This is a genomic window from Pseudomonas sp. URIL14HWK12:I6, assembly GCF_000514195.1.
In the GTDB taxonomy this organism is placed as follows: Bacteria; Pseudomonadota; Gammaproteobacteria; order Pseudomonadales; family Pseudomonadaceae; genus Aquipseudomonas; species Aquipseudomonas putida_A.
Window position 1 is genome coordinate 44,801 of record NZ_AZVL01000017.1, and the last position, 22,797, is coordinate 67,597.

Below are 22,797 nucleotides of genomic sequence, written 5' to 3' on the forward strand. Positions count from 1 at the left end.
TCCAGGCATAAAAAATCCCCCGGCGGTGTTAGCCCCGGGGGATTTTTGTTGCCTATCAGACCGTATTCGCGAGCAGGCTCGCTCCCACAGGGGATATCAGTCACCCACAAATCTTGAGTTCACTGAAGATCCAATGTGGGAGCGAGCCTGCTCGCGAAGGCCGCGACTCGGTGTCAGCTCAAAGCTTGGCCGCCGGGCGCCCAGTTTTTTTGGTCTGCAACAAATGCGAGAACACCGCATGCAGATCATCCGACGCACTTTCCTCATCGAGGTTGAGCTTGCTGTCGATGTGATCCATGTGATGCATCATCAGGTCCACCGCCAGCTCACCGTTGCGCGCTTCGATGGCATCGATCAACTGGGTGTGCTCGTCGTAGGAGCAATGCGAGCGATTGCCGCTTTCATACTGGGCGATGATCAGCGAGGTCTGCGAGACCAGGCTGCGCTGGAAGCTGATCAGTGGCGCGTTCTTCGCCGCTTCGGCGAGTTTCAAGTGGAATTCGCCCGACAGACGGATACCGGCGCCGCGATCTCCACGGGAGAAGCTGTCGCGCTCGTCGTTGACCATCTGACGCAATTCGGCGATCTGCTCGGCGGTGGCGTGCTGCACGGCCAGCTCGGTGATCGCGCGCTCTACCAGACGCCGGGCCATGAACACCTGACGCGCTTCTTCAACGCTCGGGCTGGCGACGACTGCGCCACGGTTCGGCCGCAACAGCACCACGCCTTCATGGGCCAGACGCGATAGCGCGCGGCGAATGATGGTGCGGCTGACCCCGAAGATTTCCCCCAGCGCTTCTTCGCTCAATTTTGTACCGGGCGCCAGACGCTGTTCGAGGATGGCCTCGAAGATATGTGCGTAGACAATATCGTCCTGGGTTCCGCTGCGGCCGGCTTTGCCTGCTCGCGGTTGTTTCTTGAGGGGTTGCAACTGTTCGTTCATGGGCACTCGAGTCGGGAGAACTGCGGCGAATAGACCGTGACTGTAATACGGCACAGTAGGTCGCTGGCAAGTATCGCGTAAAAAACAGCGCGATTGTACACAATGAATGGTGGCAACACGACTGTACGGCTGTTTGTGACCACGGCTGTATTGCAACGATCCGTTACGATTGAGTTTAGGCTTGATCGCAGAATCCGCAGCCAGAACACAACTCTCCTGTGGGAGCGGGCTTGCTCGCGAAAGCGGTGTGTCAGACCACATCTGCTTTTACTGACCCACCGCTTTCGCGAGCAAGCCCGCTCCCACAGGGGTTCAGGTAATTGCGGGGATCTTCATCTGTATAAGGAACACCGCCGTCATGAACGACGCCACCTACACCCGCCTGCGCCCCCTCGCCGACACTTCGCCTTCGGCGATCGTTGCCGGTTTCATCGCGATGATGACCGGCTACACCAGTTCGCTGGTGCTGATGTTCCAGGCCGGGCAAGCGGCGGGCCTGAGCAGCGCGCAGATTTCCTCGTGGATCTGGGCGATCTCGATCGGCATGGCGGTGTGCTCGATCGGCTTGTCGCTGCGTTATCGCACACCGATCACGATTGCCTGGTCGACACCGGGTGCAGCCCTGTTGATCACCAGCCTCGGTGGCGTCAGTTATGGCGAGGCTATCGGTGCCTATATCACCTGCGCGGTGCTGGTGACGATTTGCGGGCTGACCGGCAGCTTCGAACGCTTGGTGAAAAAGATCCCGGCGTCGCTGGCGGCAGCGTTGCTGGCGGGGATTCTGTTCAAGATTGGCAGCGAAATCTTCGTCGCCGCGCAACACCGCACCGGGCTGGTGCTGGGGATGTTCTTCACTTATCTGCTGGTCAAACGCCTGTCACCGCGTTACGCCGTGCTCGCCGCGTTGCTGATCGGCACCGCGCTGTCGGGCTTCATGGGCCTGCTGGATTTCAGCGGTTTCCACCTGGAACTGGCGACGCCAGTCTGGACCACGCCGCACTTTTCGCTGGCCGCAACCATCAGCATCGGCATTCCGTTGTTCGTGGTGGCGATGACTTCGCAGAACATGCCCGGCATCGCCGTACTGCGCGCCGACGGCTACAACGTGCCCGCCTCGCCACTGATCACCAGCACCGGCATCGCCTCGCTGTTGCTGGCGCCATTCGGCTCCCACGGCATCAACCTCGCGGCCATCAGCGCGGCGATCTGCACCGGGCCGCACGCCCATGAAGATCGCAACAAGCGCTACACCGCGGCGGTCTGGTGCGGGATTTTCTACGGGATTGCCGGGGTGTTCGGCGCCACATTGGCGGCGCTGTTTGCCGCGTTGCCGAAAGAACTGGTGCTGTCGATTGCCGCGCTGGCGCTGTTCGGCTCGATCATCAACGGCCTGAGCATTGCCATGACCGAAGTGAAGGAACGCGAGGCGGCGCTGATCACCTTTATGGTCACGGCGTCGGGGTTGACGCTGTTTTCCATCGGCTCGGCGTTCTGGGGGATTGTCGCGGGGGTTTTGACGCTAATGATTTTGAATTGGCGTAAAGCTTAAAGCAAAAGATCGCAGCCTTCGGCAGCTCCTACAGGAAAACGCATATTCCCGTGTAGGAGCTGCCGAAGGCTGCGATCTTTTGATCTTGCAAAAAAACGGCGACCCTCAGGTCGCCGTTTTTTTCAGTATCACTTGGCCGCGTTGATCGGCTTTTCCGGATACCAGACGTCCAGCAGCGGGCTGACGGTCATGCCGGTCAGTTCGCTACGGTTTTTCAGCCAGGCTTCAACGGCAGCGCGCTGCTCTTCGTTGACCGAGCCACGCTTCTGCAGGCAAACCAGACCGAAGTCATCGCCGCCAACATAACCCAGACCGTTGGCTTCCATGGCTTCTTTGATGAATGCTTCGAGGAAAGCGTCAATGGCTTCTTCGGACAAGTCTTCTTTGAAGTCCAGGTTCAGTTCGAAACCCAGCTCTTGGAATTCATCAACGCACAGTTTTTTGCGCAGACGCTGGGAACGGTTAGTCGCCATTGGAACAATCCTCTTAAGTAATAACGGCCGGCACTTTACCAGTTTAAGCGGTCAATTGCCCGACTCTCTGGGCGCGGTGGTCGACCGCCTGTAAAAAAAATAACGAAATGGCCGCCTCGGGCAAGGCACAAGCTGTTACACCTTGGGGCATAATGCCGACACTTTCATGACCACTGAGGGCTTTTTCATCCATGCCCTCGTTATTTCTCCCCTCTTCTGCAGGGTTTTATTTCATATGATCAAATCGTTGCGTCCTCTGTTTCTTGCCGGCCTTCTTCTGCCCCTGGCCCTGCCGGTTGCCGCTGCCACTATCAATACCGCCCTCACCCCTAACGTCGAAAAAGCCCTCAAGGCCAGCAAGCTGCAGCCGACTGCGCTGTCGCTGGTGATGATTCCGCTCGACGGCCCGGGCAATCCGACCGTGTATAACGCCGACGTCTCGGTCAACCCGGCCTCGACCATGAAACTGGTCACCACCTACGCCTCGCTGGAAATGCTCGGCCCCAACCATCAGTGGAAAACCGAGTTCTACACCGACGGCGACCTCAGTGGCGGCATTCTCAACGGCAACCTGTACCTCAAGGGTGGCGGCGATCCGAAGCTGAACATGGAGAAACTCTGGCTGCTGATGCGCGACCTGCGCGCCAACGGCGTGACCCAGGTCACCGGCGACCTGATCCTCGACCGCGGCTTCTTCATCCAGCCGCAACTGCCCGAGTTCAACGACGACGGCAACGACGAGAACAAGCCGTTCCTGGTCAAACCCGACTCGCTGCTGGTCAACCTCAAGGCCCTGCGCTTCGTCGCGCGCAATGACGGGGGCCGAGTACTGATCTCGGTGGAGCCGCCGATTGCCAGCGTGCGTATCGAAAACACGGTCAAGGCGCTCAACTCCAAGCAGTGCACCGGTGGCGTGCGCTACAACCCGGTAACCCAGGCTGACGGCAGCGTGACCGTGACCGTCGCCGGCCAGTTGGGCGATGGCTGCAGCTCGCAGACTTACCTGTCGCTGCTCGACCACGCGACTTACACCGCTGGCGCCGTGCGTGCGATCTGGAAAGAACTGGGCGGCAGCATCCAGGGCAAGGATCGCCTCGCCGCGACCCCGAGCAGCGCCAAGCTGCTGGCCCGCGCCTACTCGCCAGATCTGGCGGAAATCATCCGCGACATCAACAAATACAGTAACAACACCATGGCCCAGCAGCTGTTCCTGAGCCTCGGTCAGAAGTATCGCAATGAAGCCGACGGTGACGACGCCAAGGCCGCGCAACGAGTAGTTCGTCAGTGGCTGGCGAAGAAAGGCATCACCGCGCCGCACCTGGTGATGGAGAACGGCTCCGGGCTGTCGCGCGCCGAACGCGTCAGCGCCCGCGAAATGGCCAACATGCTGCAAGCCGCCTGGCACAGCCCGTACGCCGCCGAGTACATCAGCTCGCTGCCGATTGCCGGCACCGACGGCACCATGCGCAAACGCCTGAAGACCACCGCGATGCGCGGCGAGGCCCACGTCAAGACCGGCACCCTGAACACCGTGCGCGCCATCGCCGGCTTCAGCCGCGACGTCAACGGCAATACCTGGGCGGTGGTGGCGATCCTCAACGACAAGGCCCCGTTCGGCGCGTCGTCGGTGCTGGATCAGGTGCTGCTGGATCTGTACAAGCAGCCGCGCCTGCCGCAGACGGCTTCAGCCCTGTAAAAACACAGCCGCTCTAATGTGGGAGCGGGCTTGCTCGCGAAGGCGTCAGATCAGTCAGTATTTTTGCTGGATGACACACCGCTTTCGCGAGCAAGCCCGCTCCCACAGGTAGATCGTGCCAAGGCTCAGCTCATCTGCTCGACCCGATCGCGCCCGCCCTGCTTCGCCGCATACACCCCCGAATCCGCCCGCAGCAGCAGCGCATCCGCGCCCTCCCCCGGGCGCCAGCTGGCGATGCCGAAACTGGCCGTCACCACCCCGACCACATCCACCGGCGCACTGCGCAGGCCTTGCCACAACTCCACCGCCAGCATGTACGCATGCTCGCCGTCGATGTCCGGGCACAGCACCATGAACTCTTCACCACCGAGACGACAGAACACATCAGTCCGCCGTAAACGATGGCCGATGCGCTCGCACACCGCCTGCAGCACCCGGTCGCCCACGGCATGGCCGTACTGGTCGTTGATGCGTTTGAAGTGATCGATATCGAGCATGATTACTGACAGCTCACCGCCGCCGCGCTCGACCCGGGCCATTTCGGTGGTCAGGCGTTCCTGGAAGTAGCGGCGGTTGTGGATGCCGGTCAGCGAGTCGGTGACCGACAGCGCCCGCAATTCCTCTTCCACCCGTTTCAAGTCGGAAATGTCCGAGATGTAGCCGTGCCACAGCACGCCGCCGCCCGGCAGCTCTTCCGGCGTCGCCTCGCCGCGCACCCAGCGCAGGCCGCGCTCGGGCAACTGCACACGGTATTCCTCGCGCCATGGGCTGAGGCTGTCTGCCGAAGCACGGATCGAGCTGCGCACTCGCGAGACGTCTTGTGGATGGATGCGGGTGAAAATCGCCTCGGCATTGAGCAGCAGCACGTCCGGCTCCAGCTCGTAGATCTCGCGGATGCCATCGCTGGCGTAGATCACGCTGAAGCGCCCGTCGAACTCCATCTTGAATTGGTAGATGCCGCCGGGCACGTGGGCGCTGAGCTTTTTCAGCAATACATCGCGCGCCGCCAGCGCTTCGTGCACGCGCTTGCGCTCGGTGATGTCGATGCAGATCGCCAGATGCCCGACCCACAAACCCTGCTCATCGAGCACCGGGGTGGCGAGCATGTTCACCGGCAGATGACTGCCGTCGCTGCGCACCAGCGTCCATTCGCGCGCCTCATGACCGCCGACCTCGCCGCCCTCGACCAACATCGCGTGGCAGGTCGGAATGCTCTTGCCGTAACGCGCACTCAACTCCGCCGAACGCGCCGCCAGCTCTCGCGGCAGATGCAGGTTTTCCAGGGTCATGTGCCCGACCACATCGGCGCTGCTGTAGCCAAGCATCTGTTCCGCACCAGGGTTGAAGGTGTTGATCACCCCGCGCAGGTCGGTGGCGATGATTGCCACCTGGGTCGCGGCATTCAGTACCCCGCGCAACTGACCGTGGGTGCCGCGCAATTCCTGCTCGCGGGCGTGCAGTTCCTGGGTGCGCAGTTCGACCATGCGCAAGGCGCGCTGGCGTTGACTGACCAGCACGTAAAGCAGTGCGCTGAGCAACAGACTCAGCAGCGCCCCCAGCACCACCAGGCTGCTGATTGACGAATGGTTGGCCTGCAGAAACGCTTCGCTGGGCTGCATATCCACTTGATAGTCATGGTCGGCCATGCGCAACAGGCGTGTGGCGGACAGATCACTGGCCCCGGCCTGGTTGGCGGACTCGTAGAGCACTTCATGCTGTTCATCGGTGGACAGGTCGAGAATGCGTACATTGAGGAAATCCTGGTGCTCCTCCGGCAATCCGTCGGCCAGCAACTGCTGCATGCTGATCACCGCCATCACATAGCCTTGCGGCGGCCCTTTCGGCGCCCCTTCACGAGTGACCGGCGCCAGCAGCAAGACGCCCCGGGCATACGCCGGATCAATCCCCACTAGATGCAATGGTTGCGACACCACCATGTGCCCGGTGCGGTCGGCGCGTTCCAGCGTCGCCCGGCGCAGCGGCTGCGCCAGCAAGTCGTAACCCAGCGGTGTGGGCAAGCGGCTGAGGCTCTGGGTGTAGATCACCGGTACGTATTCGGGGCGATCAGCGGCGGTCTGCAACTGATCGTCAGCGTTCAGTTCACGAAAGGTAAAAGTGCTGAAGCCTTCGTTACGCACGGCCTGTTCGACCGCCGGGCGTTCGGCACGGCTGATCCGCGGCGCATAGGAATAGGCCTGGGTGCGTAATAGAAGCGGTTTGGCATAGCCGTCGAATTCGTTACGTGAGACCGAATCGGAGTTGGCGAAGAAACGGCGCAGGCCGTCGAGACGCTGTTCCTGATCCTGGAAACGTTCTTCGATGCGGCTGTAACGCTCATTGGCCAGCAGCTGGAAGCGTTGGCGCAGTTGATGGTGAAACTGATTGAGGGTGGCCCAGGCGAGCAGCCCCGTGAGAATCCCGCCGGCGAGCAATACCAGCAGCGCGACCAGCCAGGCCGAGACGTCTTCGCTGATAAAACCCAGAATCTTTGGGCGCACGGGGTGCAACGACATAGGGGCAACTCACGACGCCATTGTTTCGGGGGGAAAACCCCATTGGCCATGAGTTGAGTTATAGCTATTAGCCATTAATTTGGCTAGCGCTGATCGGATCCAAGAGCCTTTAAAAATCAAGGCTCTGTGGATCCAACCCGCCCAAGCGTCAACGAGCCGTGATTTTCCAGGCGCGGTGGATCTTGGTGTTACGCGCAAAATCCGGATCGATGGTCTGCGCGCTGATTTCCTCGACCGCGTAACGTTCGGCCAGGTTCTCCTCCAGCTGGAACTTGCGGAAGTTGTTGGAGAAATACAGCACGCCCCCCGGGGCCAGACGTGCCATGGCCAAGTCGATCAACTGCACCTGATCACGCTGCACGTCGAAGATGCCTTCCATGCGCTTGGAGTTGGAGAAGGTCGGCGGGTCGATGAAGATCAGGTCGTACTCGTCGCGGCTGCTTTCCAGCCACGCCATCACGTCGCCCTGCTCCAGACGGTTCTTGTCGGAGAAGCCGTTCAGCGACAGGTTGCGCCGCGCCCAGTCGAGGTAAGTCTTCGACAGGTCGACGCTGGTGGTGCTGCGCGCACCGCCCTTGGCCGCATGCACACTGGCGGTCGCGGTGTAGCAGAACAGATTGAGGAAGCGCTTGCCGGCGGCCTCTTTCTGAATGCGCATGCGCATTGGCCGGTGATCGAGGAACAGCCCGGTGTCGAGATAGTCAGTGAGGTTCACCAGCAGCTTGACGCCGCCTTCGCTGACCTCATTGAACTTGCCCTGCGCCGCCTGACGCTCGTATTGCTTGGTGCCGCTCTGCCGCTCGCGGCGTTTGACCACCACGCGGCTCTTGTCGACGTTCAGCGCCTGCGGGATCGCCGCCAGGGCATCGAACATGCGCGCCGAGGCCTTTTCCGGATCGATCGACTTCGGCGCGGCGTATTCCTGCACGTGCACCCAGTCGTGGTACAGGTCGATGGCCATTGCGTATTCCGGCATGTCGGCATCGTAGACGCGGTAGCAGTCGATGCCTTCGCGCTTGACCCACTTGCTCATCGCCTTGAGGTTTTTCTGCAGGCGGTTGGCAAACATCTGCCCGCCTTCGCTCAGGCGCGGCTGCTCGATCACCGGCGCCGGGGCTGGCGTTGGCTTGATCGGGTTGCCGTTCTTGTTGAACTTGCGCTCTTGCGGCTCGTTCGGGGTCTGATCGTAGGCTGCTTGCTCGCGCTCGGCCTGACGCTGTTCCGGAGTCCGCCGCTCGCCGGTGACGAACTGGTCCGGCAGCACCTTGATCAACAACAGCTTGCACGGCAGCGCGCCGTTCCAGAACGAATACTGTTTGTGGCTGCGAATGCCCATGCGCTTGCCCAGATCCGGGGCGCCGGTGAATACCGCCGCTTCCCAGTTCAAGCAGGCCTGTCGCAGGCGCTCGCCGAGGTTCTGGTAGAGATAGAGCAGGCTGGCTTCGTCACCCAGACGCTCGCCGTACGGCGGGTTGCAGATCACCAGACCTTTCTGGTTCTGATCCGGACGCGGCTCGAAGGTCGCGACTTCGCCCTGATAGATCTTGATCCACTCGCTCAGACCGGCGCGCTCGACGTTATTGCGGCCCGGCTGAATCAGCCGCGGGTCGGCTTCGTAACCGCGAATCCACAGCGGCGGCTTGGCCAGACCGGCAGCGGCGCGTTCGACCGCTTCTTCATGGAGTTTTTTCCACAGCGCCGGAACGTGGCCGAGCCATGCGGTAAAGCCCCACTGCTCGCGGCGCAGGTTCGGCGCCATGTCGGCGGCGATCATCCCGGCTTCGACGAGGAACGTACCGACACCGCACATCGGGTCAGCCAGCGCGCCGCCTTCGGCCGCAATGCGCGGCCAGCCGGAACGGATCAGGATCGCTGCCGCGAGGTTTTCCTTCAGCGGCGCCGCGCCCTGCTGCAGGCGGTAACCGCGCTGATGCAGGCTGTGGCCGGAAAGGTCGAGGGACAGGATCGCTTCGCCGCGATCCAGGCGCAGGTGAATACGCAGATCCGGGTTGAGCTTGTCGATCGACGGACGGTCGCCTTGCGGGGTACGCAGTTTGTCGACGATGGCGTCTTTGACTTTCAGCGCACCGAAGTGGGTGTTGTCGATGCCCGAGCCGTGGCCGCTGAATTCAACGGCCAGGGTGCCGTCGGCGAGCATGTGATCCTGCCACTCGACGTCAAGTACGCCGTGGTACAGGTCTTCGGCGTCTTTCATCGGGAAGCGCTTGAGCACCAGCAACACCCGATTGGCCAGACGCGACCACAGGCACAGGCGATAAGCGGTTTCCATGGTCGCCATGCCACGCACGGCGGAGGTGTGCTCGCGGGCGTCTTCAAGGCCAAGCCCGACGGCTTCCTCGATGAGCAGGCCTTCAAGGCCTTTGGGGCAAGTGAGGAAGAGTTCGAAACGGTCGGACATGGTATTTCCAGAGCCTTTGGCTAGTGAACCGGCAACGCATTGCCGATCCGGTTTTCAATCAGGCGCTTTTCTAAAAGAGCGCCCGCGTGGCACGAAGGTGTGCCGTTCCATCCCCGCTGCTCGGGTTAAAAGAGCTTAGATGCAAGGACAGGTATTAAAGTTGATGAAACAAAATGACTCAAAGCAACCCTTCGTCGAATATTACCCCAGCGTAAACGTGGGTCATTCTCACTAAAGGATTAACCCCATCATCCAGTGCGGGGCCGATCATACCGGGGTTTGCTGAAAAAACGTTCATGAAACCCGTCGTTACTTATGGCTGTAGCACTATTTTCGTTACGTCCTTATGACAAAACGATCATTCCCTCGGTGTGACTCATTGGTTAGAACTGACCACAGGTTGACGTCGCAACGGCGTCAACACCTTGGCTCGCCACGCCGGCAGCGAGCCGCCCAACGGCAGAGTTTTTTCTGCCAGACCTCGGTTGAGGTCAACGCGACGAAAACAGTCAACAAGTGAGGGAAACACCCTATGAGAAGACTTAAGCGTGATCCGTTGGAAAGAGCATTTTTGCGCGGATATCAATATGGCGTTGGTGGCAAATCCCGCGAGCTTTGCCCATTTACTCTACCGTCGGTACGCCAAGCCTGGATCAACGGCTGGCGAGAAGGACGCGGCGACAACTGGGACGGTATGACCGGCACTGCGGGAATCCACAGACTCAACGAACTTCACGCCGTCGGCTGACACAGGGCACTTATTGCAACACGACAATCTGAATTTTTAGCGACTTACCATGCACGTCCTTCCCGGACGGCGGGCTACGGCCCAGGGGCTCCTTCGAGGAGCCCTTTTTTATGCCTGCCCCGGACGATACAGACTCCCTGTGGCGAGGGGATTCATCCCCGATGGGCTGCGAAGCGGCCCCGAATCCATCCACCCAAGTGTGCCAGGCGAACGGCGGAAGCAAATTTTACGACTGCTGCGCAGCCGATCGGGGATAAATCCCCTCGCCACAGAGCCCTCAGAAAACCTCAGCGCAGCGCGGCGATCGCGTCGACCGATTCGCGAATCAGCGCCGGGCCCTTATAGATGAAGCCCGAGTAAATCTGCACCAGGCTCGCACCCGCCATGATCTTCTCGGCCGCATGCTTGCCCTCAGTGATGCCACCGGCCGCGATGATCGGCAACCGACCACCCAGCTCAGCCGCCAACACCTTCACGGTATGCGTGCTCTTGTCACGCACCGGGGCGCCGGACAGACCACCGGCCTCGTCACCGTGCTCCATGCCTTCGACGCCAACGCGACTCAGGGTGGTGTTGGTGGCGATCACTGCGTCCATCCCGGTTTCGATCAGTGCCTGAGCCACCTGCGCCGTTTCTTCGTCGGTCATGTCCGGAGCGATCTTGATCGCCAGCGGTACGTGCTTGCCGTGGCGCAGGGCCAGTTCGGCGCGGCGCGTGGCCAGATCCGCCAGCAACTGCTTGAGCGAATCACCGAACTGCAGACTGCGCAGGCCCGGGGTGTTCGGCGAGCTGACGTTGACCGTGACATAGCTGGCGTGGGCATACACCTTGTCCAGGCAAATCAGATAGTCGTCCACCGCGCGCTCGACCGGAGTGTCGAAGTTCTTGCCGATGTTGATCCCCAGCACGCCCTTGTATTTGGCCGCCGCGACCCGCGCCAGCAGGTTATCCACACCGAGGTTGTTGAAGCCCATGCGATTGATGATCGCCTCGGCTTCCGGCAGACGGAAGATCCGCGGTTTCGGGTTGCCCGGCTGCGGACGCGGGGTCACGGTGCCGATTTCGACGAAACCGAAACCCAGTTGCGAGAAACCGTCGATGGCCGCGCCGTTCTTGTCCAGACCGGCCGCCAGACCCACCGGGTTCGGGAAGTCCAGGCCCATGACCGTCACCGGCACATTCGCCGGCTTCTTGCACAGCATGCCGTTGAGGCCCAAACGCCCACCCGCGCCGATCAGATCCAGCGACAGATCGTGGGAGGTTTCCGGGGAAAGTTTGAACAACAGCTGACGGGCCAGGGTGTACATGGGCGGCGATGACTCGGGCGGCGAAAAGAGGCGGCGATTATAGCCGGGCAACGTCCCCCGGCGCGAGGCACACAGGTAAATCAGCCTGACTGGCATATGCCTTGCACTTTCAGGGGTATCAGCCCACAGGCCAATGGCGGCGTGCGGGCACGGACAATGGCGTCGTTCGGAGGTTTTGCCTTGGCAAAGCCTGGGACGGCGTTTTTTTTGAGGGTGGCTTTATATGAGTGATTCGTCCGTCGGGCCGCTGGCCTGGGTCAACGGCAGTGATGCTCCGGAAAAAAGCGTGATCAACCTCGGCTTCATGGCCCTGAGCGATTGCGCTTCGGTAGTCGTGGCCGCGACACAGGGCTTCGCCCAGCCCTACGGCCTGACGATCAACCTCAAGCGCCAGGCGTCCTGGGCGACCTTGCGCGACAAACTGGTCAGCGGTGAGCTGGATGTGGCCCACAGCCTGTACGGGCTGATTTACGCGGTGCACCTGGGCATCGGCGGCGTCGCCCCGAGCGACATGGCGGTGCTGATGGGCCTGAACCAGAACGGCCAGAGCCTCAACCTGTCTCACGGCTTGCAGCAACTGGGCGTGACCAGTCCTGAAGCACTCGATCGGCAGGCGCACCAAACCCGCGCAAAACTGACCTTCGCCCAGACCTTCCCCACCGGCACCCATGCGATGTGGCTGTATTACTGGCTGGCGAGTCAGGGCATTCACCCGTTGCAGGACGTCGACAGCGTAGTGGTACCGCCGCCGCAAATGGTTGCGCATCTGCAAGCCGGGCGTATCGATGGCTTCTGCGTCGGTGAGCCGTGGGCGGCCAGCGCCGTGCAACAGGATCTGGGGTTCACCCTCGCTACCAGCCAGAGCATCTGGCCTGACCACCCGGAAAAAGTCCTTGGCTGCACCCGCGCGTTCGTCGAGCAATACCCCAACACCGCCCGGGCGCTGGTGATGGCGATCCTCGAGGCCAGCCGCTTCATCGAGCAAAACCCGGAAAACCGCCGCAGCACCGCGCAGCTGCTGAGCGCCCCGGAATACCTCGACGCCCCGCTGTCCTGCATCGAACCGCGTTTTCTCGGTGATTACGCCGATGGCCTCGGCAATCGCTGGCAGGACCCGCACGCCTTGCGCTTTCACGGCAACGGCGAGGTGAATCTGCCGTACCTGTCCGACGGCTTGTGGTTCATGACCCAATTCCGCCGTTGGGGCCTGTTACGCGAGGATCCCGACTACCTCGCGGTGGCCCGCCAGGTTCAGCAACTGGACATTTACCGCGAAGCAGCCACCGCCGTCGGTGTCGCCGCGTGGGGCAAGGAGATGCGCAGCAGCCAGTTGCTCGATGGCAAAGTCTGGGACGGCAGCGATCCGGCTGGTTACGCCCGCAGTTTCAAGCTGCACGCCCTGAGCGACAGCACTGCCCTTCTCGCCCGCCGCTGACAGGAGACCGCCAACATGCTGCGCATTCTGCTGATCAACGACACCGCGAAAAAAGTCGGGCGCCTGAAGGCCGCGCTGACCGAGGCCGGTTTCGAGGTCATCGATGAGTCCGGTCTGACCATCGACCTGCCGGCCCGCGTCGAAACAGTGCGCCCGGACGTGATCCTGATCGATACCGAGTCACCGAGCCGCGATGTCATGGAGCAAGTGGTGCTGGTCAGCCGCGACCAGCCCCGGCCGATCGTGATGTTCACCGACGAACATGACCCGGGGGTAATGCGCCAGGCGATCAAGTCCGGGGTCAGTGCCTACATCGTCGAGGGCATCCACGCCCAGCGCCTGCAGCCGATTCTCGATGTGGCGATGGCGCGCTTCGAAAGCGATCAGGCCTTGCGCGCGCAGCTGCTGGCCCGCGACCAGCAATTGGCGGAGCGCAAACGCATCGAACTGGCCAAAGGGCTGCTGATGAAAATGAAGGACTGCAACGAGGAAGAGGCCTACACCCTGATGCGCCGCCAGGCCATGAGTCGCCAGCAGAAGCTGATTCAGGTGGCGGAGCAGATCATTGCCATGAGTGAGTTGCTTGGCTGAATTCTATCAGAGCCCGTAAGCCCTCTTCGCGAGCAGGCTCGCTCCCACATTGGAAATGCATTCCCCTGTGGGAGCGAGCCTGCTCGCGAATCGCCGCCCCCCCCCCCGTCAAGGACTGTTGGCACAAATCTCGCTAAGTATTCCGCACAGGTAACCAACGGCGGTTGCCCCACCCACGACAAAGACGTCGCTCACCCCGCTCGCCCCCATCGGCGAACCAGGTAGCGGCGTTTTTGCGTTTTGGCCCCACAGCCCGGGGCCGGTGGTGCGGCCGTGGCGGCGCGCCACCTGCTGTGACTCCTTTCGAGACTCTTTTCAGCTGAGGTGCGCGATGAATTCAAGCTTCTGGAAATCCGGTCACACCCCGACCCTGTTCGCAGCATTCCTGTATTTCGACCTGAGTTTCATGGTCTGGTACCTGCTCGGTCCGTTGGCGGTGCAGATCGCCGCCGACCTGCACTTGACCACACAACAACGTGGTCTGGTGGTGGCGACACCGATTCTCGCCGGCGCGGTGCTGCGCTTTGTGATGGGCATGCTGGCCGATCGTCTGTCACCGAAAACCGCTGGCCTGATCGGTCAGGTGATCGTGATCTGCGCGTTGTTCGGCGCGTGGAAACTCGGCATCCACAGTTATGAACAGGCGCTGATTCTGGGACTGTTCCTCGGCATGGCCGGTGCTTCGTTTGCTGTGGCCCTGCCGCTGGCCTCGCAATGGTATCCGCCGCAGCATCAGGGCAAGGCCATGGGTATCGCCGGCGCCGGTAACTCCGGCACCGTGTTTGCCGCACTGATTGCCCCGGTACTGGCTGCGGCGTTCGGCTGGAGCAACGTGTTCGGTTTCGCCCTGATTCCATTGATCCTGACGCTGGTGCTGTTCGCCTGGCTGGCAAAAAACGCCCCGCAGCGGCCCAAGGCCAAAGCCATGGCCGACTACTTCAAAGCCCTCGGCGACCGCGACAGTTGGTGGTTCATGTTTTTCTACAGCGTGACCTTCGGCGGCTTCATCGGCCTGGCCAGCGCCCTGCCCGGCTACTTCAACGACCAATACGGCCTGAGTCCTGTCACGGCGGGTTACTACACCGCTGCCTGCGTGTTCGGTGGCAGCCTGATGCGTCCGCTCGGCGGTGCGTTGGCGGATCGCTTCGGTGGCATCCGCACCTTGTTGGCGATGTACACCGTAGCGGCAATCTGCATCGCCGCTGTCGGTTTCAACCTGCCCAGTTCCTACGCCGCACTGGCGTTGTTCGTCTGCACCATGCTCGGTCTCGGTGCCGGCAACGGCGCGGTGTTCCAGTTGGTGCCGCAACGTTTTCGCCTGGAGATCGGCGTGATGACCGGGCTGATCGGCATGGCCGGCGGCATTGGTGGTTTTGCCCTGGCGGCCGGCATGGGCGCGATCAAGCAAAGCACCGGCAGCTATCAACTGGCGCTGTGGTTGTTCGCCAGCCTCGGCGTGTTGGCGTGGTTCGGTCTGCACGGGGTCAAACGTCGCTGGAGAACCACCTGGGGTTCGGCCGCAGTGACCGCTGCGCGGGTCTGAAGCCTCCATGCCCCTGCAACTGAGCTTTGCCCAGGCCAGCGCCACCGGCCCGCGCGCGGAAAATCAGGACGCCCTGCGCCTGGTGACGCCCGCCCCGGCACTGGCCGCCAGCAAAGGCTATCTGGTCGCCATCGCCGACGGTGTCAGCCAATGCGCCGACGGCGGCTTGGCTGCACGCTCGACCCTGCAAGCACTGGCGCAGGACTACTACGCCACGCCGCAAACCTGGAGCGTGGCCCAGGCGCTGGATCGCCTGCTGCTCGCGCAAAATCGCTGGTTACAGGCCAATGGCGGCGGGCAACCGTTGCTGACCACGGTCAGCGCGCTGGTCCTGCGCGGTCGGCGTTTCACCCTGGCCCACGTCGGCGATTGCCGGGTCTATCGCTGGCAGGCCGACGCTTTGCAGCGGATTTCGCAGGATCATGTCTGGGAGCAGCCGGGCATGCAACACGTGCTCAAACGCGCGCTGGGGCTGGATCAGCATCTGGTGCTGGATTTTCTCGACGGTGACTTACGCGAGGGCGAATGTTTCGTGCTGCTCAGCGATGGCGTGTGGTCGTCGCTGGGCGATACCGCAATCGCGGCGATTCTGCGCGATCAGCCGGATCTCGATAGCGCCGCACACACGTTGGTCAACGCTGCGCATCTGGCCGGCAGTCAGGATAATGCCAGTGCGCTGCTGGTGCGGGTCGATGCGCTCGGCGAAGCGAACATCGGCGATGCGCTGATTCACTTACAGCAGTGGCCGCTGCCGCCAACGCTGAAAACCGGGCAGATGTTTGAAGGCTGGCAGGTGCAAGGCGTTGTCGCTCAGAGCCAGCAATCGCTGCTGTATCGAGTGCAGGATGGCCAAGCTCGGGGCTGGTTGTTGAAAACCCTGCCGGCGCGGCTGGCCGATGATCCCCAGGCCGGGCAAGCCTTGCTGTCGGAAGAATGGTTCCTCAAGCGTGTCGCCGGTCGGCATTTTCCTGAAGTCCATGCCGGCACTCAGCGTCAGCATTTGTACTACGTGATGCGCGAATATTCCGGGATGACCCTGGCGCAGCTGTTTCAAAACAGCAACCCGTTGCCGTTTGCGCAGTGGCAGGAGATTGCCGAGCGCTTGCTGCGGGCGGTAGGCCTGCTGCATCGGCGGCAGATTCTGCACCGCGACATCAAGCCGGAAAACCTGCATCTGGGTGACGATGGCGAGTTGCGCCTGCTGGATTTTGGTCTGGCATACTGCCCCGGTCTGTCCGAAGACACCCCGTCAACGCTGCCGGGAACGCCCAGCTATATCGCCCCGGAAGCCTTTCGCGGCGAGCCACCGAGTGCGCAACAGGATCTGTACGCGGTGGGCGTGACCCTGTTTTTCCTGCTGACCGGGCATTTTCCCTATGGCGAGGTCGAAGCGTTCCAGCGGCCGCGATTTGGCCTGCCGGTGAGTGCTGGTCGCTACCGCCCGGACGTGCCGGAATGGATTGCGCAGAGCCTGGAGCGTGGCGTGGCGGCGGATCCGCAACAGCGCTTTGAAACGGCTGAGGAATGGTTGCTGGTGCTGGAACAAGGTGAGCGGCGCAGTTTGAGTGTGCGACCCAGGCCTTTGCTGGAGCGTGAGCCGTTGACGGTCTGGCGGACGGTAGCATTGCTGGCTTTGCTGGGGAATCTGGTGCTGCTGGTGGTGTTGTTTCACCGCTGATACCGCGTCGCGCCCTTCGCGAGCAAGCCCGCTCCCACAGGGGATTTGTGAACGACACCGATCCACTGTGGGAGCGAGCCTGCTCGCGAAGAGGCCAGTCCAATCACAACAATTCTGTCTGCCTGAATGCCCCGCGAACGAGCAACCCGCGTCGATTCGGTGCAAAAAATCCCCGTCTATAACCGCTTCCGCCTAATAAACACGCCATTCTCCCACTTGGCACAACCACTGCATTACCCGTTTCACCATACATAAAGCCCAGCCTTCAACGACGAAGGCTGCGCTTCCCGAGAGAACGGGACCAGGACAAAGGCGTCCTCGCTAGGCAACTAGCGGGACGCCTTTTTTTGTTTGCGCAACATTTGTCGAGCACGGCCTGACTGCCCACAAGAGGCCAGCCACCGCTCCCCGGAGAACCTGATGAAAAAACTCAAACTGGTGATGATCGGCAATGGCATGGCCGGGGTTCGCACCCTGGAAGAACTGCTCAAGCTGAGCAACGAGCTGTACGACATCACGGTCTTCGGTGCCGAACCGCACACCAACTACAACCGCATTCTGCTGTCGCCGGTGCTGGCCGGTGAACAGACCTTCGAAGAGATCGTGCTCAACGACCTCGACTGGTACCTGGAAAACCACATCAAGTTGCTGCTCAACCGCAAGGTGGTGCAGATCGACCGAGTCAAACGCCGGGTGATCGCCGAGGACAACACTGAGGCTGAATATGATCGCCTGCTGATCGCCACCGGCTCGACGCCGTTCATCCTGCCGATTCCGGGCAATGACTTGCAGGGTGTGATCGGCTACCGCGACATCGCCGACACCCAAACGATGATCGACACCGCCAAAACCCACAAGCACGCGGTGGTCATCGGCGGCGGCCTGCTCGGCCTCGAAGCCGCCAACGGCCTGATGCTGCGCGGCATGCACGTCACCGTGGTGCACATCGGCGAATGGCTGCTGGAGCGACAACTGGACAAGACCAGCGGCCAACTGCTGCAAACGGCGCTCGAAGCCCGTGGCCTGCATTTTCGCCTGTGCGAACAGACGCAGGCCCTGCACGACGCAGGCAACGGCCGGGTCGGCTCGGTGCAATTCAAGAACGGCGAGATCATCCCCGCCGATCTGGTGGTGATGGCCGCCGGCATCCGCCCCAATACCGAACTGGCGGAACGCGCCGGCATCCCCTGCAATCGCGGGATTCTGGTCAACGACACCCTGCAAACCTACGATCCGCGCATCTATGCCATCGGCGAGTGCGCCAGCCATCGCGGCATCGCCTATGGCCTGGTGGCGCCGCTGTTCGAACAGGCCAAGGTCTGCGCCAATCACCTCGCACAACTGGGTTTCGCCCGCTATCAGGGCTCGGTGACCTCGACCAAATTGAAAGTCACCGGCATCGACCTGTTTTCCGCCGGTGATTTCATGGGCGGCGAAGGCACCGAAACCATCACCCTCTCCGACCCGATCGGCGGCGTGTACAAAAAACTGGTGATCAAGGATGACGTGCTGGTCGGCGCCTGTCTGTACGGCGATACGGCAGATGGCGGTTGGTATTTCCGACAGATTCGTGAGAATCACGCCATCGGCGAGATCCGCGATCACCTGATGTTTGGTGAAAATTCTATCGGCGACGTAGGACATCAGGGCCAGGACAAAGCCATGAGCATGGCTGACACTGCCGAAGTCTGCGGCTGCAACGGCGTGTGCAAAGGCACCATCGTCAAGGCGATTCAGGAACACGGCCTGTTCAGCGTCGATGACGTGAAGAAGCACACCAAGGCTGCCAGTTCCTGCGGCTCCTGCGCCGGGCTGGTCGAGCAGATCCTGATCAACACCGTCGGCGGCGCGGCGGACGTCAAACCGAAAAGCGAAAAAGCCATCTGCGGTTGCAGCGACCTCAACCACGGGCAGATCCGCCAGGCGATCCGCGAACAGCATCTGCTGACCATCGCCGACACCATGAGCTACCTCAACTGGCGCACCCCGAACGGCTGTGCCACCTGCCGGCCGGCGCTGAACTACTACCTGATTTCCACCTGGCCCGGCGAAGCCAGGGACGATCCGCAATCGCGCCTGATCAACGAACGCGCCCACGCCAACATTCAGAAGGACGGCACCTATTCGGTGGTGCCACGGATGTGGGGCGGCGTGACCAACCCTTCGGAACTGCGCCGCATCGCCGACGTGGCCGACAAATACAACGTACCGATGGTCAAGGTCACCGGCGGTCAGCGCATCGACCTGCTGGGGATCAAGAAGCAGGACTTGCCGGGCGTCTGGAAAGACCTCGACATGCCCTCCGGCCACGCCTACGGCAAATCCATCCGCACCGTGAAAACCTGCGTCGGCAGCGAGTTCTGCCGCTTCGGCACGCAGAACTCGACGCAGTTGGGTATCGAGCTTGAGCACGACCTGTTCAACATGTGGTCGCCGCACAAAGTGAAACTCGCTGTCTCCGGATGCCCACGCAACTGCTCGGAAGCGGGGATCAAGGACGTGGGAATCATCGGTGTCGACTCCGGCTGGGAGATGTACATCGGCGGCAACGGCGGGATCAAGACCGAAGTCGCCGAGTTCTTCGTCAAGCTGAAAACCGCCGAGGAAGTCCGCGAGTACAACGGCGCGTTCCTGCAGCTGTATCGCGAAGAAGCCTTTTACCTCGAACGCACCGTGCACTACCTGCAACGGGTCGGCATGGAGCACATCAAGCAGGCCGTGCTTGAAGATCCGGAGCGGCGCAAGGCCCTGAACGAGCGTCTGCAGTTCTCCCTGTCGTTCGAACAGGACCCGTGGAAAGAGCGTCTGGCGCAGCCGCAACTCAAGAAAGAATTCGAGGTGATCCCCGTGAAAAACCTGGAGGTGCCGGCATGAATTGGCTCGATATCTGTGCCCTGGAAGAGATCAATGCCCTCGGTTCGCGGATCATTGCCGGGCCGAAAGGCGACATCGCGATTTTTCGTACAAGCGACGACGAAGTTTTCGCCCTCGACGACCGCTGCCCGCACAAGGGCGGGCCGTTGTCACAGGGTTTGATCTACGGCAAACGTGTGGCCTGCCCGCTGCACAACTGGCAGATCGACCTGCAAACCGGCGAGGCTCAGGCCCCGGACATCGGCTGCGCGCACCATCATCCGGCCCGGGTCGAAAACGGCCGCGTGCAGCTGGCGCTGCGGGATGCGGTCTGATGAACCGCCAGACGACCGCCTCGACCTGCTGTTATTGCGGCGTCGGCTGCGGCGTGCTGATCGAGCATGACGGCGAGCGCATTCTCGGCGTCAGCGGCGATCCGGCGCACCCGGCCAACTTCGGCAAATTGTGCAGCAAAGGCTCGACCCTGCACCTGACCGGCGATCTGGCCGCCCGGGCGCTGTACCCGGAGCTGCGTCTGGGCAAAGGCCTGGCGCGCAGTCGCTGCGACTGGAATACGGCGCTGGATCACGCGACCCAGGTCTTTGCCGAGACCATCGCCGAACACGGCCCGGACAGCGTGGCGTTTTACATCTCCGGACAGTTGCTGACCGAGGACTATTACGCCTTCAACAAATTGGCGCGAGCGCTGGTCGGGACCAACAACATCGACAGCAATTCCCGGCTGTGCATGTCGTCAGCGGTGGTCGGTTACAAGCGCAGCCTCGGCGCCGATGCGCCGCCTTGCAGCTATGAAGATCTGGAGCTCAGCGATTGCGTGATGATCGCCGGCAGTAACATGGCCTACGCCCACCCGGTTCTTTTCCGACGCCTTGAAGAGGCAAAATCGCGCCGACCGCAGATGAAGGTCATCGTCATCGATCCCCGACGCACCGACACCTGTGAGTTGGCGGACCTGCATCTGGCGATTTTGCCCGGCACCGATGTCGCTCTGTTCCATGGGATTTTGCATCTGCTGCTGTGGGAAGACTGGATCGACCGCGACTTCATCAAGGCGCACACCGACGGTTTGCCTGAACTGAAAAATCGGGTGCGCGATTACACCCCGCAAATGGTCGCGCAACTGTGCGGCATCAGTGTCGAGCAATTGCAGCAGTGCGCGGAATGGGTGGGCACGGCGCCAAGTTTCCTGTCGCTTTGGTGCATGGGCCTGAATCAGTCCACCGCTGGCAGCGCGAAAAACAGCGCGCTGATCAATCTGCACCTGGCCACCGGGCAGATCGGCCGGCCAGGCGCAGGACCTTTCTCGCTGACCGGTCAGCCAAATGCCATGGGCGGGCGGGAAACCGGCAGCCTGTCCAATTTGCTGCCCGGTCATCGGGAGGCAGCCAACCCCGAACACCGCGCCGAAGTGGCAGCCTATTGGGGCGTCGATCAACTGCCTGAAAACATTGGACTGAGCGCCATCGAGCTGTTCGAGCGGATGCGCGGCGGCCAGATCAAGGCGCTGTGGATTGCCTGCACCAACCCCGCACAGTCCATGCCCGATCAACACGCGGTTCGCGAGGCCCTGCAGGCCTGCCCGTTCGTGGTGTTGCAAGAAGCCTTCCGCACCACCGAAACCGCCGCCTTCGCCGACCTGTTGTTACCCGCTGCCAGTTGGGGCGAAAAGGAAGGTTCGGTGACCAACTCCGAACGGCGCATTTCACACGTGCGCCAGGCCATTCTCCCACCCGGTGAAGCGCGGCCGGACTGGGCGATCACCGTGGATTTCGCACAACGGCTGGAGCAACGTCTGCGTCCGCAACAACCAAGCCTGTTTGCTTTCGAGCATCCGGCGCAGTTGTTCGACGAATACAAGCAACTGACCCGTGGACGCGATCTGGACCTGTCGGGCATCAGCCATCAATTGATCGATGAACTGGGACCGCAGCAGTGGCCCTTCCCCACCGGCGCCCGACAAGGCACCGCGCGTTTGTATGGCGACGGGATTTTTCCCACGGCCAACGGTCGTGCGCAGTTTGTTGCCGATCCTTATCGTGCGGCCAAAGAACAACGCGATGCACGGTTTCCGCTGACCCTGATCACCGGGCGTCTGCGCGATCAATGGCACGGCATGAGCCGCACCGGCACCGCAGCGCAATTGTTCGGGCATGTCAGCGAAGCGCTGTTGAGCCTGCATCCGGACGAAATGCGCCGTCATCGTTTGCAGCCGGGAGATCTGGTCAATCTGAAGAGTCGACGCGGTGCGGTGATTGTGGCTGTCGGCAGCGACGACGGCGTGCGTCCGGGTCAGGCTTTTTTGCCGATGCACTGGGGCGAGCGCTTTCTCAAGGGCGGAGTAAACAGCCTGACCCTAACGGCCTTCGACTCGCTGTCGAAGCAGCCCGAACTCAAGCACAGCGGCGTGCGTCTGGAACCGGTGAATCTGCCATGGCAGCTCTTCGCACTCATCGAGGGCGATGTTCAACGGCATTTCGAGACACTACGCCCCCTGTGTGAGGCGTTTTCCTACGTCAGCCTCAGCCTTGCCGGACGTGAACGGCCCGCGCTGCTGATACGCGCTGCCAACGCCACGGCGCCGGAGCCGCAACTGCTGCGCGATATCGATCAGTGTCTGGCGCTGCTCGACGGGCCGGTACTGGCCTACGACGACGCGCGTCGCGCCATCGGCAAACGGGTACGCATCGAAAACGGCCGCATCACCGCGATCCGCTTGGCCGGCGAAACCCTGGCCCGGCATTGGCTGCAGGGGCTATGGCTGGAGGGCCGCGCCGATGAACAACTGCGACGCTGGCTGCTGGCGCCGATGAGTGCGCCGCCGGGCAGTGCCAGTTTGCAGGCCAATCCGGGAAAAACCCTATGCAACTGCCAAAACGTCAGCCACAGCGCGGTATGTGCCGGGATTCGCCAGGGTCTCGATCTGCAAGGCCTCAAACAACAACTGGGATGCGGCACGCAATGCGGTTCGTGCGTCCCGGAAATCAAACGATTGCTGGCGGCCGATCTGCAGCCGGTATCCAGCTGATAA

General features: G+C 61.8%; 16 protein-coding genes. 10 read left to right on the top strand and 6 right to left on the bottom strand.

The window, feature by feature from the left end; translation table 11 throughout:
- Positions 1-178: 178 nt before the first annotated feature.
- A complete protein-coding gene (locus H043_RS0119595; RefSeq protein ID WP_027613276.1) occupies positions 179-943 on the bottom strand; it encodes a GntR family transcriptional regulator in 765 nt (254 codons plus the stop codon).
- A 358-nt stretch (positions 944-1,301) separates the two neighbouring features.
- On the opposite strand from H043_RS0119595, the gene H043_RS0119600 reads away from it, so the two are divergent.
- The gene (locus H043_RS0119600; RefSeq protein WP_027613277.1) at positions 1,302-2,492 is read left to right on the top strand and encodes a benzoate/H(+) symporter BenE family transporter; all 1,191 of its coding nucleotides are present in this window, start codon (positions 1,302-1,304) and stop codon (positions 2,490-2,492) included.
- A 128-nt stretch (positions 2,493-2,620) separates the two neighbouring features.
- Here the strand turns inward: H043_RS0119600 and H043_RS0119605 are convergent, their stop codons facing one another.
- Positions 2,621-2,965 carry a YggL family protein gene (locus H043_RS0119605; protein ID WP_003223308.1) on the bottom strand — a complete coding sequence of 115 codons (345 nt, stop codon included), beginning with the start codon at positions 2,963-2,965 and terminating at the stop codon, positions 2,621-2,623.
- Positions 2,966-3,008: 43 nt separating this feature from the next.
- Positions 3,009-3,158, bottom strand: a complete 150-nt coding sequence (locus H043_RS30465; RefSeq protein WP_177325645.1) for a hypothetical protein — start codon at positions 3,156-3,158, stop codon at positions 3,009-3,011.
- A gap of 42 nt (positions 3,159-3,200) precedes the next feature.
- Here H043_RS30465 and dacB point away from each other — a divergent pair, with 42 nt between their 5' ends.
- On the top strand, positions 3,201-4,661 hold the full coding sequence (gene dacB, locus H043_RS0119610; RefSeq protein ID WP_027613278.1) for a D-alanyl-D-alanine carboxypeptidase/D-alanyl-D-alanine-endopeptidase: 1,461 nt from the start codon (positions 3,201-3,203) through the stop codon (positions 4,659-4,661).
- Between the two features lie 125 nt (positions 4,662-4,786).
- On the opposite strand, the gene H043_RS0119615 is transcribed toward dacB, so the two are convergent.
- Positions 4,787-7,174 (bottom strand): diguanylate cyclase, encoded by a 2,388-nt coding sequence (locus H043_RS0119615; RefSeq protein WP_027613279.1) that lies wholly within the window; start codon positions 7,172-7,174, stop codon positions 4,787-4,789.
- 148 nt (positions 7,175-7,322) lie between these two features.
- Complete coding sequence (gene rlmKL, locus H043_RS0119620; RefSeq protein WP_027613280.1) at positions 7,323-9,593, bottom strand: bifunctional 23S rRNA (guanine(2069)-N(7))-methyltransferase RlmK/23S rRNA (guanine(2445)-N(2))-methyltransferase RlmL; 2,271 nt, start codon at positions 9,591-9,593, stop codon at positions 7,323-7,325.
- A 532-nt stretch (positions 9,594-10,125) separates the two neighbouring features.
- Between rlmKL and H043_RS29865 the strand changes: the two genes are divergently transcribed.
- Positions 10,126-10,341 (top strand): ribosome modulation factor, encoded by a 216-nt coding sequence (locus H043_RS29865; RefSeq protein ID WP_003223300.1) that lies wholly within the window; start codon positions 10,126-10,128, stop codon positions 10,339-10,341.
- Positions 10,342-10,628: 287 nt separating this feature from the next.
- Here H043_RS29865 and H043_RS0119625 read toward each other — a convergent pair whose 3' ends face one another.
- Positions 10,629-11,648 (bottom strand): quinone-dependent dihydroorotate dehydrogenase, encoded by a 1,020-nt coding sequence (locus H043_RS0119625; protein WP_027613281.1) that lies wholly within the window; start codon positions 11,646-11,648, stop codon positions 10,629-10,631.
- A 223-nt stretch (positions 11,649-11,871) separates the two neighbouring features.
- Between H043_RS0119625 and H043_RS0119630 the strand changes: the two genes are divergently transcribed.
- From H043_RS0119630 to H043_RS0119660, 7 genes are all read left to right on the top strand, one after another.
- Positions 11,872-13,083, top strand: a complete 1,212-nt coding sequence (locus tag H043_RS0119630) for a CmpA/NrtA family ABC transporter substrate-binding protein (RefSeq protein WP_027613282.1) — start codon at positions 11,872-11,874, stop codon at positions 13,081-13,083.
- Positions 13,084-13,098: 15 nt separating this feature from the next.
- The gene (locus H043_RS0119635) at positions 13,099-13,674 is read left to right on the top strand and encodes an ANTAR domain-containing response regulator (RefSeq protein ID WP_027613283.1); all 576 of its coding nucleotides are present in this window, start codon (positions 13,099-13,101) and stop codon (positions 13,672-13,674) included.
- Positions 13,675-14,005: 331 nt separating this feature from the next.
- Complete coding sequence (locus H043_RS0119640; RefSeq protein WP_027613284.1) at positions 14,006-15,217, top strand: NarK/NasA family nitrate transporter; 1,212 nt, start codon at positions 14,006-14,008, stop codon at positions 15,215-15,217.
- Between the two features lie 7 nt (positions 15,218-15,224).
- Positions 15,225-16,895 (top strand): bifunctional protein-serine/threonine kinase/phosphatase, encoded by a 1,671-nt coding sequence (locus H043_RS0119645; protein ID WP_027613285.1) that lies wholly within the window; start codon positions 15,225-15,227, stop codon positions 16,893-16,895.
- 420 nt (positions 16,896-17,315) lie between these two features.
- Positions 17,316-19,769, top strand: a complete 2,454-nt coding sequence (gene nirB / locus H043_RS0119650; RefSeq protein ID WP_027613286.1) for a nitrite reductase large subunit NirB — start codon at positions 17,316-17,318, stop codon at positions 19,767-19,769.
- Positions 19,766-20,083, top strand: coding sequence for a nitrite reductase small subunit NirD (gene nirD, locus H043_RS0119655; protein ID WP_027613287.1), 318 nt, complete (start codon positions 19,766-19,768; stop codon positions 20,081-20,083). Before nirB ends, nirD begins: the two co-directional genes overlap by 4 nt.
- Positions 20,083-22,794 carry a nitrate reductase gene (locus H043_RS0119660; RefSeq protein ID WP_027613288.1) on the top strand — a complete coding sequence of 904 codons (2,712 nt, stop codon included), beginning with the start codon at positions 20,083-20,085 and terminating at the stop codon, positions 22,792-22,794. Before nirD ends, H043_RS0119660 begins: the two co-directional genes overlap by 1 nt.
- Positions 22,795-22,797: the final 3 nt, after the last annotated feature.